Source organism: Pseudomonas sp. IT-P12 (genome assembly GCF_949767465.1).
Classification (GTDB): Bacteria; Pseudomonadota; Gammaproteobacteria; order Pseudomonadales; family Pseudomonadaceae; genus Aquipseudomonas.
The window spans coordinates 241348-253802 of record NZ_CATKPY010000023.1 but is presented as its reverse complement, the minus strand read 5'-3'; the positions used below and the strand labels follow the sequence as shown (position 1 = coordinate 253802).

The 12455-nt window shown below is 61.0% G+C and carries 12 protein-coding genes; 9 read left to right on the top strand and 3 right to left on the bottom strand.

Annotated features, from left to right (window positions below):
* Positions 1–31: 31 nt before the first annotated feature.
* From hslU to ACM6IM_RS19410, 6 genes are all read left to right on the top strand, one after another.
* Positions 32–1366, top strand: a complete 1335-nt coding sequence (hslU, locus tag ACM6IM_RS19435; protein ID WP_192307592.1) for an ATP-dependent protease ATPase subunit HslU — start codon at positions 32–34, stop codon at positions 1364–1366.
* Positions 1367–1512: 146 nt separating this feature from the next.
* Positions 1513–1884 carry a gamma-butyrobetaine hydroxylase-like domain-containing protein gene (locus ACM6IM_RS19430; protein ID WP_414866041.1) on the top strand — a complete coding sequence of 124 codons (372 nt, stop codon included), beginning with the start codon at positions 1513–1515 and terminating at the stop codon, positions 1882–1884.
* Positions 1885–2140: 256 nt separating this feature from the next.
* Positions 2141–3820 carry a class II poly(R)-hydroxyalkanoic acid synthase gene (gene phaC / locus ACM6IM_RS19425; RefSeq protein ID WP_414866040.1) on the top strand — a complete coding sequence of 560 codons (1680 nt, stop codon included), beginning with the start codon at positions 2141–2143 and terminating at the stop codon, positions 3818–3820.
* A gap of 147 nt (positions 3821–3967) precedes the next feature.
* The gene (gene phaZ / locus ACM6IM_RS19420; protein WP_192307589.1) at positions 3968–4822 is read left to right on the top strand and encodes a poly(3-hydroxyalkanoate) depolymerase; all 855 of its coding nucleotides are present in this window, start codon (positions 3968–3970) and stop codon (positions 4820–4822) included.
* A gap of 111 nt (positions 4823–4933) precedes the next feature.
* Positions 4934–6616 carry a class II poly(R)-hydroxyalkanoic acid synthase gene (phaC, locus tag ACM6IM_RS19415; protein ID WP_414866039.1) on the top strand — a complete coding sequence of 561 codons (1683 nt, stop codon included), beginning with the start codon at positions 4934–4936 and terminating at the stop codon, positions 6614–6616.
* Positions 6617–6684: 68 nt separating this feature from the next.
* The gene (locus ACM6IM_RS19410) at positions 6685–7305 is read left to right on the top strand and encodes a TetR/AcrR family transcriptional regulator (protein ID WP_414866038.1); all 621 of its coding nucleotides are present in this window, start codon (positions 6685–6687) and stop codon (positions 7303–7305) included.
* An 86-nt stretch (positions 7306–7391) separates the two neighbouring features.
* On the opposite strand, the gene ACM6IM_RS19405 is transcribed toward ACM6IM_RS19410, so the two are convergent.
* The 3 genes from ACM6IM_RS19405 to ACM6IM_RS19395 all read right to left on the bottom strand — a co-directional run bounded on the left by ACM6IM_RS19405 (position 7392) and on the right by ACM6IM_RS19395 (position 9287).
* Positions 7392–8327 (bottom strand): phasin family protein, encoded by a 936-nt coding sequence (locus ACM6IM_RS19405; protein WP_192307586.1) that lies wholly within the window; start codon positions 8325–8327, stop codon positions 7392–7394.
* 10 nt (positions 8328–8337) lie between these two features.
* Positions 8338–8760, bottom strand: coding sequence for a phasin family protein (locus tag ACM6IM_RS19400; RefSeq protein WP_192307585.1), 423 nt, complete (start codon positions 8758–8760; stop codon positions 8338–8340).
* A 251-nt stretch (positions 8761–9011) separates the two neighbouring features.
* Complete coding sequence (locus ACM6IM_RS19395) at positions 9012–9287, bottom strand: polyhydroxyalkanoic acid system family protein (protein WP_192307584.1); 276 nt, start codon at positions 9285–9287, stop codon at positions 9012–9014.
* Positions 9288–9441: 154 nt separating this feature from the next.
* Between ACM6IM_RS19395 and ubiE the strand changes: the two genes are divergently transcribed.
* From ubiE to ubiB, 3 genes are read left to right on the top strand one after another with little or no spacing between them, the layout of a single operon-like run.
* Complete coding sequence (gene ubiE / locus ACM6IM_RS19390) at positions 9442–10212, top strand: bifunctional demethylmenaquinone methyltransferase/2-methoxy-6-polyprenyl-1,4-benzoquinol methylase UbiE (protein WP_414866037.1); 771 nt, start codon at positions 9442–9444, stop codon at positions 10210–10212.
* Positions 10212–10835: an SCP2 domain-containing protein gene (locus ACM6IM_RS19385; RefSeq protein WP_414866036.1), complete on the top strand. Its 624-nt coding sequence runs from the start codon at positions 10212–10214 to the stop codon at positions 10833–10835. The genes ubiE and ACM6IM_RS19385 overlap by 1 nt, the downstream gene beginning before the upstream one ends.
* A complete protein-coding gene (gene ubiB, locus ACM6IM_RS19380; protein ID WP_192307581.1) occupies positions 10832–12436 on the top strand; it encodes a ubiquinone biosynthesis regulatory protein kinase UbiB in 1605 nt (534 codons plus the stop codon). Before ACM6IM_RS19385 ends, ubiB begins: the two co-directional genes overlap by 4 nt.
* The last annotated feature ends 19 nt before the right edge of the window (positions 12437–12455 follow it).

Below are 12455 nucleotides of genomic sequence, written 5' to 3'. Positions count from 1 at the left end.
GCTTGTTTCTGCTTGAGGACCGCCAATTATTATGTCCATGACTCCCCGCGAAATCGTCCACGAACTCAATCGCCATATCATCGGCCAGGACGATGCCAAGCGCGCCGTCGCCATTGCCCTGCGCAACCGCTGGCGCCGGATGCAGCTGCCTGAAGAGCTGCGCGTTGAAGTGACGCCCAAGAACATCCTGATGATCGGGCCGACAGGCGTCGGTAAAACCGAAATCGCCCGCCGCCTGGCCAAATTGGCCAATGCACCGTTCATCAAGGTCGAAGCGACCAAATTCACCGAAGTCGGTTACGTCGGCCGTGATGTCGAATCGATCATTCGTGACCTCGCCGATGCCGCGATCAAGCTGCTGCGCGAGCAGGAAATGACCAAGGTTCGCCACCGCGCCGAAGACGCCGCCGAAGAGCGCATCCTCGACGCCCTGCTGCCACCGGCGCGCAGCTTCAACGAGGAAGCCGCCCCGTCGACCGACTCCAACACCCGCCAGCTGTTCCGCAAGCGCCTGCGCGAAGGCCAGCTGGATGACAAGGAAATCGAGATCGAAGTCGCCGAAGCGGCCGGCGTCGATATCTCCGCACCACCGGGCATGGAAGAAATGACCAACCAGTTGCAGAGCCTGTTCGCCAACATGGGCAAGGGCAAACGCAAGAGCCGCAAGCTCAAGGTCAAGGAAGCGCTGAAACTGGTGCGCGACGAAGAGGCGAGCCGCCTGGTCAACGATGAAGAACTCAAGGCCAAGGCCCTGGAAGCGGTTGAACAGCATGGCATCGTGTTCATCGACGAAATCGACAAGGTGGCCAAGCGTGGCAACTCCGGTGGTGTCGACGTATCCCGTGAAGGGGTACAGCGTGATTTGCTGCCACTGATCGAAGGCTGCACGGTCAACACCAAGCTGGGCATGGTCAAGACCGACCACATCCTGTTCATCGCCTCCGGTGCGTTCCACCTGAGCAAGCCAAGCGATCTGGTACCGGAGCTGCAAGGCCGCCTGCCGATTCGCGTCGAACTCAAGGCGCTGACGCCGGAAGATTTCGAGCGCATTCTCAGCGAGCCTCACGCCTCGCTCACCGAACAGTACTGCGCGCTGCTGAAAACCGAAGGCCTGGGCATCGAGTTCCAGCCGGACGGCATCAAGCGCATCGCCGAGATTGCCTGGCAGGTCAACGAGAAAACCGAGAACATCGGCGCGCGTCGTCTGCACACCTTGCTCGAGCGCCTGCTCGAAGAGGTTTCGTTCAGCGCCGGCGACCTGGCCAGCGCCCATGACGACAAGGTGATCAAGGTCGACGCCGACTACGTCAACAGCCACCTGGGTGAATTGGCGCAGAACGAAGACCTGTCCCGTTATATCCTGTAAGCCACTCTTACCGGGCCGCGAACCTTGTGGGAGCGGGCTTGCTCGCGAAAGCGCAGTGTCAGTCGACATCGGAGTTGTCTGACACACCGCTTTCGCGAGCAAGCCCGCTCCCACATTGAGGTTACGCAAAAGGCGGATACCTGACCATGCTCCCCACCGACATCAAGCTGCACAAAGCCTCGAAAACCCTGTCGCTGAAATACGCCTCGGGCGAGGAACATCACCTGCCCGCCGAATTCCTGCGCGTGCACTCTCCTTCCGCCGAGGTCCAGGGCCACGGCAAGCCCATCCTGCAATTTGGCAAGATCGGCGTCGGCCTGAGCAAGGTCGAACCGGCCGGCCAGTACGCACTGAAACTGACCTTCGACGACGGCCATGACAGCGGCCTGTTCACCTGGGACTACCTGTACCAGTTGGGCGTGCGCCAGGAAGACCTGTGGAACGATTATCTCGCCGAACTGAAAAGCGCCGGCAAGAGTCGCGACCCGAACGAATCAGTCGTCAAGCTGATGCTCTAGCCCGTAGTTCTTGCTCATTAGTGGGCATTTTCTAATTTCATCTGTTTGAATGTTTGGCCGCGTGGCCACTCATTGGCCTGCTTGCGAAAAGAATTAAACTCGGGTAACCAATGGATCTGGCAAGTTCCCTGCAGTGCGCTCTGATGTGAAAGCAGCGATGCAGAATCAACGGTCACCCGAGCAGTAGTACCAGGCATTCGCTGTGTGACTACACAGCAGGACCGGGTACTCGTCTCAGGACAATGGAGCGTCGTAGATGAGTAAACAGAATAACGATGACTTGAAGTTTCAGGCCTCGGAAAACACCCTGGGGTTGAATCCTGTCGTTGGGCTACGTGGAAAGGATCTACTGGCCTCTGCTCGAATGGTACTCAGGCAAGCGGTCAAGCAACCGATACACAGCGCCAAGCATGTCGCGCATTTCGGCCTCGAACTCAAGAACGTGCTGTTCGGCAAGTCCGAGCTGCAACCGACCAGCGACGATCGCCGCTTCGCCGATCCGGCCTGGAGCCAGAACCCGCTCTATAAACGTTATCTGCAAACCTACCTGGCGTGGCGCAAGGAGCTCCACGACTGGATCGACGACAGCAACCTGGGGCCCAAGGACGTCGCGCGCGGGCACTTCGTGATCAACCTGATGACCGAAGCCATGGCCCCGACCAACACGGCGGCCAACCCGGCGGCAGTCAAGCGCTTCTTCGAAACCGGCGGCAAGAGCCTGCTGGACGGCCTCTCGCATCTGGCCAAGGACATGGTGCACAACGGCGGCATGCCGAGCCAGGTCAACATGGGCGCGTTCGAAGTCGGCAAGAGCCTGGGCGTGACCGAGGGCGCGGTGATTTTCCGCAACGACGTGCTGGAGCTGATCCAGTACAAGCCGATCACCGAGCAAGTGCACGAGCGCCCGTTGCTGGTGGTGCCGCCGCAAATCAACAAGTTCTACGTCTTCGACCTCAGCCCGGATAAAAGCCTGGCGCGGTTTTGCCTGCGCAACAACGTGCAGACCTTCATTGTCAGTTGGCGCAACCCGACCAAGGAGCAGCGCGAGTGGGGCCTGTCGACCTACATCGAGGCGTTGAAGGAAGCGGTTGACGTGGTGACCGCGATCACCGGCAGCAAAGACGTGAACATGCTGGGCGCCTGCTCCGGTGGCATCACCTGCACCGCACTGCTGGGCCACTACGCCGCAATCGGCGAGAAAAAGGTCAACGCCCTGACGCTGCTGGTCAGCGTGCTGGACACCACCCTGGACAGCGACGTCGCCCTGTTCGTCGACGAGCAAACCCTCGAAGCCGCCAAGCGCCATTCCTACCAGGCCGGCGTGCTGGAAGGCCGCGACATGGCGAAGGTGTTCGCCTGGATGCGCCCCAACGACCTGATCTGGAACTACTGGGTCAACAACTACCTGCTCGGCAACGAGCCGCCGGTGTTCGACATCCTGTTCTGGAACAACGACACCACACGCTTGCCCGCCGCGTTCCACGGCGACCTGATCGAGATGTTCAAAAACAACCCGCTGATCCGGCCCAACGCACTGGAAGTGTGCGGCACGGCGATCGACCTGAAGCAGGTCACCGCGGACATCTTTTCCCTGGCCGGCACCAACGACCACATCACTCCGTGGAAGTCCTGCTACAAGTCGGCGCAGCTGTTTGGTGGCAAGGTCGAGTTCGTGCTGTCCAGCAGCGGGCACATCCAGAGCATTCTGAATCCGCCGGGCAATCCGAAATCCAGATACATGACCAACAGCGAAATGGCAGGCAAGGCCGAGGAGTGGCAGGAGAACTCCACCAAGCACACCGATTCCTGGTGGCTGCACTGGCAGGCCTGGCAGGCCGAACGCTCGGGCGAGCTGAAAAAGGCCCCGGCGAAACTGGGCAACAAGGCTTATCCGGCGGGCGAAGCGGCGCCGGGGACTTACGTACACGAGCGGTAACCGGAACACCTCGCCGTCCCTGTGGGAGCTGGCTTGCTCGCGAAAGCGCAGTGTCATTCGACAGCAATGTCGAATGATCCGACGCCATCGCGAGCAAGCCCGCTCCCACAAGGAATCGAGGGCAGACTTAATCCACAGGGCCTGAGCATGCCGCAACCGTTCATTTTTCGTACCGTCGACCTGGATGGCCAGACCCTCCGCACGGCAGTACGCCCCGGCAAGTCTCACTTGACGCCCTTGCTGATCTTCAATGGCATCGGCGCCAACCTGGAACTGGTGTTCCCGTTCGTCGCGGCCCTGGACCCGGACCTGGAAGTGATCGCGTTCGACGTCCCCGGTGTCGGCGGCTCATCGACGCCTAACCGACCGTACCGTTTCCCGGGCCTGGCCAAGCTCACGGCGCGGATGCTCGACTACCTCGACTACGGCCAGGTCAACGTGATCGGCGTGTCCTGGGGCGGTGCCCTCGCCCAGCAGTTTGCCCACGACTACCCCGAGCGCTGCAAGAAACTGGTGCTCGCGGCCACGGCGGCGGGTGCAGTGATGGTGCCGGGCAAGCCGAAAGTGCTGTGGATGATGGCCAGCCCGCGACGCTACATCCAGCCGTCGCACGTGATCCGGATTGCACCGATGATCTACGGCGGCTCGTTCCGGCGCGACCCGACGCTCGCGGCCAGTCACGCGGCAAAAGTGCGCTCGGCGGGCAAGCTCGGTTACTACTGGCAGCTGTTCGCCGGCCTTGGATGGACCAGCATCCACTGGCTGCACAAGATCCACCAGCCGACGCTGGTGCTGGCCGGCGACGATGACCCGCTGATCCCGCTGATCAACATGCGCATGCTCGCCTGGCGCATTCCCAATGCCCAGTTGCACATCATCGATGACGGGCATCTGTTCCTGATCACCCGCGCCGAAGCGGTGGCGCCGATCATCATGAAATTCCTCGAGGAGGAACGGCAACGTGCCGTGATGCACCCACATCCGGCACCACTGGGCGGTTAGTCGACCCCACAGCGGCTGGCAGGAGGCCATGCCGCGCAACTACTCGCAACAGCGTCTATGGTGTTCTGGTTCGGTGATTGTTTTGGACTGAAGACGAAGGAGTGTTGAGTCATGCGCGACAAGCCAGCAAGGGAGTCTTTGCCCACTCCCGCCGCGTTCATCAACGCACAGAGTGCCATCACCGGCTTGCGCGGTCGGGACCTGATGTCGACCCTGCGCAGCGTGGCGGCCCATGGATTGCGCAATCCACTGCACAGCGCCCGGCATGCCTTGAAGCTGGGCGGGCAACTGGGGCGAGTGCTGCTGGGCGAAACCCTGCACCCGACCAACCCTCGGGACAGTCGCTTCAGCGACCCGGCCTGGAGTCTCAATCCGTTTTATCGTCGCAGCCTGCAGGCATACCTGAGCTGGCAAAAGCAGGTCAACTGCTGGATCGACGAGAGCGACATGACCCCGGACGACCGTGCCCGCGCCCACTTCGTGTTCGCCTTGCTCAACGACGCCGTGTCGCCGTCCAACACCCTGCTCAATCCACTGGCGATCAAGGAGATCTTCAACTCCGGCGGCAACAGCCTGGTACGCGGCATCAGTCACCTGGTCGATGATTTGCTGCACAACGACGGTCTGCCCCGGCAAGTCACCAAGCAGGCCTTCGAGGTCGGGAAAACCGTGGCCACCACCACCGGCTCCGTGGTGTTTCGCAATGAGCTGCTGGAGCTGATCCAGTACAAGCCGATGAGCGAGAAGCAGTTCGCCAGGCCATTGCTGGTGGTGCCGCCACAGATCAACAAGTACTACATCTTCGACCTGAGCCCGAGCAACAGCTTCGTTCAGTTCGCCCTGAAAAACGGCCTGCAGACCTTCATGATCAGTTGGCGCAACCCGGACGTGCGGCATCGCGAATGGGGCCTGTCGAGCTATGTCGAGGCGGCAGAAGAAGCGATGAATGTCTGCCGGGCGATTACCGGTGCCCGCGAGGTCAACCTGATGGGGGCCTGTGCCGGCGGGCTGACCATCGCTGCGCTGCAAGGTCATTTGCAGGCCAAGCGGCAGATGCGCCGCGTCTCCAGTGCGACCTACCTGGTGAGCTTGCTCGACAGTCAGCTGGACAGCCCGGCCACCCTGTTCGTCGACGAGCAGACCCTGGAAGCGTCCAAGCGACGCTCCTATCAGAAAGGCGTGCTGGACGGTCGCGACATGGCCAAGGTGTTTGCCTGGATGCGCCCCAACGACTTGATCTGGAGCTACTTCGTCAACAACTACCTGTTGGGCAAGGAGCCGCCCGCGTTCGACATCCTGTACTGGAACAACGACACCACCCGGTTGCCGGCAGCCCTGCACGGTGACTTGCTGGACTTCTTCAAGCACAACCCGCTAGGGCATCCGGGCGGTCTCGAAGTGTGCGGCACACCGATCGATTTGCAGAAAGTCACCGTCGACAGCTTCAGCGTGGCCGGCATCAACGACCACATCACACCCTGGGATGCGGTGTATCGCTCCACCCTGCTGCTGGGCGGCGAGCGTCGCTTCGTGCTGGCCAACAGCGGTCATGTGCAGAGCATTCTCAACCCGCCTTCGAACCCGAAAGCCAACTTCGTCGAAAGCACGAAGCTGAGCAGCGATCCACGGGCCTGGTATTACGATGCCAAACAGGTCGATGGCAGCTGGTGGCCGCAATGGCTGGCCTGGATTCAGGAGCGCTCGGGCGCGCAAAAGGACACTCACATGGCCCTTGGCAACCAGAACTATCCACCGATGGAAGCGGCTCCCGGCACCTACGTGCGCGTGCGCTGAACCTTGAATACCCCCGGCAACCGCCACCAGGAGCGCAATCGGCCTGACATGATCATTAAGAAGACTGGATGAAAACCCGCGACCGGATCCTCGAATGTGCCCTGCAACTGTTCAACCAGAAGGGCGAACCGAACGTCTCCACCATGGAAGTTGCCAATGAAATGGGCATCAGCCCGGGCAACCTCTATTACCACTTCCACGGCAAGGAACCGCTGATCCTGGGCCTGTTCGAGCGCTTCCAGGCCGAACTGGCGCCATTGCTCGATCCCCCTTCGGACGTGGAACTGGCACCGGAAGACTACTGGCTGTTCCTGCACCTGATCGTCGAGCGCCTGGCGCACTACCGGTTTCTGTTCCAGGACTTGTCGAACCTGGCCGGGCGCCTGCCGAAACTGGCCAAGGGCATTCGCCATTTGCTCAATGCACTGAAACGCACGCTGGCTTCCTTGCTGGCACGGTTGAAGGCGCAGGGGCAATTGGTCAGCGACACCCAGGCACTGGGACAACTGGTGGAGCAGATCACCCTGACGCTGCTGTTCTCACTGGACTATCAGCGGATCATTGGCCGTGAAGGCGAGGTCAGGCTGGTGGTGTATCAAATCATGATGCTGGTGGCACCGCACTTGCTGCCGCCGATCAAGGTGGCGACTGAGCAGATGGCGTTGCAATACCTCGAAGAGCACGACTGACCCCGACACTCGGCCCCTTGCAGGAGCCCCCCCACAAACGAAAACGCCCGACCTTGGCAGGCCGGGCGTTTTCTTGAGCCCTGGGATCAGGACTGACTGGTAGGCGTCGATGGGGTCGGCGCGACAGTCGGGGTTACAGCAGGCGTCGGTGCGGCAGCAGAGTTCGAGGCGCTGGCCGCAGGCGTCGGGGTTGCCGGTTTGGCGGCAGCCGCTGCTGGTTTCGGTGCAGCGGCTTTCGGTGCCGCCGGTTTTTTCACTGCAGGTTTCTTCGCGGCGGCAGGTTTTGCCGCTGGCTTGGCGGCCGGCTTGGCGGCAGCTGTTTTCGCAGCCGGTTTGGTCGCTGGCTTGGCGGCGGCAGTTTTCGCCGCCGGCTTGGCGGCCGGTTTGGCTGCAGGCTTGGCGGCAGGTTTTGCAGCCGCCTTCGCGGCGACCGGCTTGGCCGCTGCCTTGGTGGCTGCAGGTTTGGCGGCTGCGGTTTTCGCCGCAGGTTTGGCCGCTGCCTTGGCGGCGGGTTTAGCAGCCGGTTTGGCAGCCACTTTTGCCAGCGGCTTGGCTGCCGGCTTGGCTGCGGGTTTGGCAGCTGCGGTTTTCGCCGCAACAGGCGCAACCTTGGCACCCGTGAGTTTCTCGATCTGCCTGGTCAGGGTATCGACCTTGCTGTGCAGGGCCTTCACTTCATTGCGGCTCGGCACGCCCAGGCGCGAAATGGCGCTGTTCAAGCGCTTGTCGAAAGCACCTTCCAGCTCATCCCACTTGCCCAGCGCACGGTCTTTCACGCCAGAGATACGCGACTTGGCCGAGGACGCGGAGTCCTTGGCGGCATCGACACCCTTGCCGACAGCATTCTTGGTGAGCTTCTCGGCTTTCTCGCCGTCTTTGACCAATGCATCGAAGAGTTTGCTGCCGTCAGAGTCGATCTTCGAGTACACGCCTAAACCAGCCAGCCAGATCTTGCGGGAGTAGTCTTCGACTTTCCCGATCCACGAGCTGCCTTCTTTATCGGTGTTCTTTTTACCAGCCATCCCGTTCTCCTTAAGATTTACGCGCGACGCGTTCGAGCAATGCCGTCAGCTCATCGAGCTTGACAGAGAGTGTCTCAACGTCATGTTTAGACGGAATGCCGATACGATTCAAGGCACTTGCGACACGCGAGTCAAACGCCTTCTCGACTTTGTCGAGTTGAACTTCGACCTTGCCTTTGAAAGTGCTCACTTCACTCTTGGCTTCATCGATCTCGGTATTAGCCGCTTCAAGTTTTTCTGCAACTAGCTTTTTGCCTTTCTTTTCAACAGTTTGACCTTCCCTGATCAACTCCTGAAAGTACTCGCTGCCCTCTTGGCCGACCTTGGTGTAGGCGCCCAGGCCTGCCAGCCAGATCTTGCGGGCATAGGATTTGACGTCGCTCAGAGCAGTCGTCGAAGCGTCGATTTTTTTCTTCAAAATAATTTTGGCCATGGTGCACCTCACGCGCAGAAGGTTTGAGGAACTGCCCGGGAAAGTGTCGGGCTCATGCACAACGTAAGGAGAATAATTAGAAACGGCACCCTAACAACTGACATGAATCAGTGGGCGCAGCGCAAACAGAACCGTGGGAGCGGGCTTGCTCGCGAATGCGGTGTGTCATTCAATGTATTCGTTGACTGACACACCGCATTCGCGAGCAAGCCCGCTCCCACAGGGAATAGCGTATGCAAAAGAAAGCCGGGCTACGCGAGCGCCTTGTCCAGCGCCTTCTCGATCTCTGCCTTGATCATGCCGCTCATGGCCGACATCATCAGCCCCAACTCCACGTCAACCCGGATCGAATCATCGGCTACGTGCACCGCGCCTTTTACGCCGGAACGCTTGAGGTTCAGGGTGTCGCCGGACCATTGCGGCTCCAGGCCATATTGATCGGACAACTTCTGCGCCAACTTGTCGGCCTTCTCACGGGCCGCTTCCTTGCCCAGACCATGGGCACGCTCAACACTAATTCGGGCCATCAACTGACTCCTGCTTTTTGAATACGATGCTGAAGCATCTTGACCGCCGCTGCGGCAAAACGTCCCAGTGATTGACTATCTTACCTGCAGCCTTGCCAAGACAAAGCCGGCCACCGGGATTAGAATGCCCGCATTCTCTTCTGGTGACAGCGATATGACTGATCAGCGCAAAGGCAGCGATGCCGAACCCACCACTCACTTCGGTTTCAAAAACGTTCCGGAAAGCCAAAAAGCGGAAAAAGTCGCCGAGGTATTCCACTCGGTAGCCGCCAAGTACGACTTGATGAACGACCTCCTGTCGGGCGGCATGCACCGTCTGTGGAAGCGCTTCGCAATCGAACTGTCGGGCGTGCGCAGCGGCAATCGCGTGCTCGACATCGCCGGCGGCACCGGCGACCTGACGAAAAAATTCTCCCACCTCGTCGGCCCGACCGGCCAAGTGGTATTGGCCGACATCAATGCGTCCATGCTCAAGGTCGGCCGTGACCGCCTGCTGGACCTGGGTGTGGCCGGCAACGTCGAATTCGTCCAGGCCGACGCTGAAAAGCTGCCGTTCCCGGACAACCATTTCGATTGCGTAACCATCGCGTTCGGCCTGCGCAACGTGACGCACAAGGAAGACGCCCTGCGCTCGATGCTGCGCGTCCTCAAGCCCGGCGGTCGCGTGCTGGTGCTCGAGTTCTCCAAGCCGACCAACGCCCTGATGTCCAAGGCCTATGACGCCTACTCTTTCGCCTTCATGCCGCTGGTGGGCAAGCTGGTCACCAACGACTCGGAAAGCTACCGCTACCTGGCCGAATCGATCCGCATGCACCCGAACCAGGAAACCCTGAAGTCGATGATGGTCGAGGCCGGTTTCGACCGCGTGACCTACCACAACATGACCGCAGGCATCGTCGCCCTGCACCGCGGCATCAAGCCCTGATGTTGTTCGCCGGCCTGCTCGCCAGCGTTGAACTCGGCCTGAACCGGGTGCTGCGCCTCGACAGCACGGCGTTGCCACGGCTCGCGCATTTGAGCGGCAAGGTGATTGCGGTCGAGTGCCGTAGCCCGGCCCTGCATCTGCACATCCTGCCCAGCGACGAAGGCCTGATGCTCGCCTCGCAGTGGGAAGGCGGTGCCGACTGTACGTTGCGCGCCCCCGCCACCCAACTGATCAAACTGGCGCTGAGCAAGGACAAGACCGCCGTCCTGCATGGCCCTGAAGTCGAACTCGAGGGTGACAGTGGCGTGCTGCTGGAGCTGGCGGCGATCCTTCAGGACCTCGAACTGGACTGGGAGTACGAGCTCTCGCGCTGGCTGGGGCCGGTGGCCACGCAACTGGTCGGCGGGCATCTGCGCAGCCGCGCTCGCTGGTACCAACAGGGATTCACCAGCCTCAGCCAGAACCTGGGCGAGTACCTGGCCGAAGAATCGCGTACCCTCGTCGGTCAGCGCGAAGCCGAAGCCCGTTTCACCGAACTGGACCGGATCAAACTCGATCTGGAACGTCTCGAGGCGCGTGTCGAGCGCCTTTCCCGATCCCTAGACCCAAGCGATAACGCATGAAGCTGCTTGCCGTCCGCCGTCTGTTGCGCATCCAGCGCGTTGTGATTCGCTATCGCCTCGATGACCTGTTGTTCGACCTGCCGCTGCCCTGGTTCCTGCTGGCGCTGCGCTATGTGTTGCCGTGGCGCTGGTTCCCGCGCAAGACCCTGGACCTGAGCCGTGGCGCACGCCTGCGCCTGGCGCTGCAGGACCTGGGGCCGATTTTCATCAAGTTCGGGCAAATCCTGTCCACCCGCCGCGACCTGCTGCCGGAAGACATCGCCGACGAACTGATGAAATTGCAGGACCGCGTGCCGCCGTTCGACTCGCAAGTCTCGGTGAAGCTGATCGAAGAACAGCTGGGCAAGAAGATCAGTGAAGTGTTCAGTCGTTTCGACGTCGAACCGCTGGCTTCGGCGTCCGTGGCGCAGGTTCATGCCGCGCAACTGAAGACCGGTGAAGAGGTCGTCGTCAAGGTGATTCGCCCGGGCCTCAAACCGGTGATTGCCCAGGATCTGGCGTGGCTGTTCATCCTGGCCCGCGCGGCGGAAAAGCTCTCGGCCGATGCGCGCCTGCTGCACCCGGTGGACGTGGTCAGCGACTACGAAAAAACCATCTACGACGAACTCGACCTGTTGCGCGAAGCGGCCAATGCCAGCCAGCTGAAGCGCAACTTCGAGGGTTCGCCGATGCTCTACGTGCCGCAGGTCTACTGGGACTGGTGCCGGCCGAAAGTGCTGGTGATGGAGCGCATCTACGGGATTCAGGTCACGGACCTGGCCACCCTTGCCGACCAGCGCACCGACATGAAAATGCTCGCCGAACGCGGGGTGGAAATCTTCTTCACCCAGGTGTTCCGCGACAGTTTCTTCCACGCCGACATGCACCCCGGCAACATCTTCGTCAGCACCGTCAACCCGTGGAGCCCGCAGTACATTGCGATCGACTGCGGCATCGTCGGCAGCCTGACCCCGGAAGACCAGGATTACCTGGCGCGCAACCTGTTCGCCTTCTTCAAGCGCGATTACCGGCGCGTGGCGCAACTGCACATCGATTCGGGCTGGGTGCCGGCGGAAACCAAACTCAACGAATTCGAAGCGGCCATTCGTACCGTGTGCGAGCCGATCTTCGAAAAACCGTTAAAAGATATTTCCTTCGGTCAGGTGTTGATGCGCCTGTTCCAGACGGCGCGACGCTTCAACATGGAGGTGCAGCCGCAGCTTGTCCTGTTGCAGAAGACCCTGTTGAACATCGAGGGCCTGGGCCGTCAGTTGTACCCGGACCTGGACCTGTGGAACACCGCACAACCGTTCCTCGAGCGCTGGATGCGTGAACGCGTCAGCCCCAAGGCCTTGCTGGGCAATGTGCAGAGCCAGTTCGAGCAACTGCCGCACCTGGCCAACATGGCCCGCGACCTGCTCGAACGCATGTCGCAACCCCACGCCTACGATCCGCCGCCTCCGTGGCATCGACGGCGGGACGACTGGTTCCTGCGCCTGCTCGGGACGGCCCATCTGGCAGGTGGTGCAATCCTGGCCATGGGCGGTCCGTTGAACGAGTTGGCTTACTGGCCGGCCGGGATCATGATGGCCGTCGGCTTGTATCTGGTCGTTCGCCGATAGCCAGTTGAGTTGCGCACTG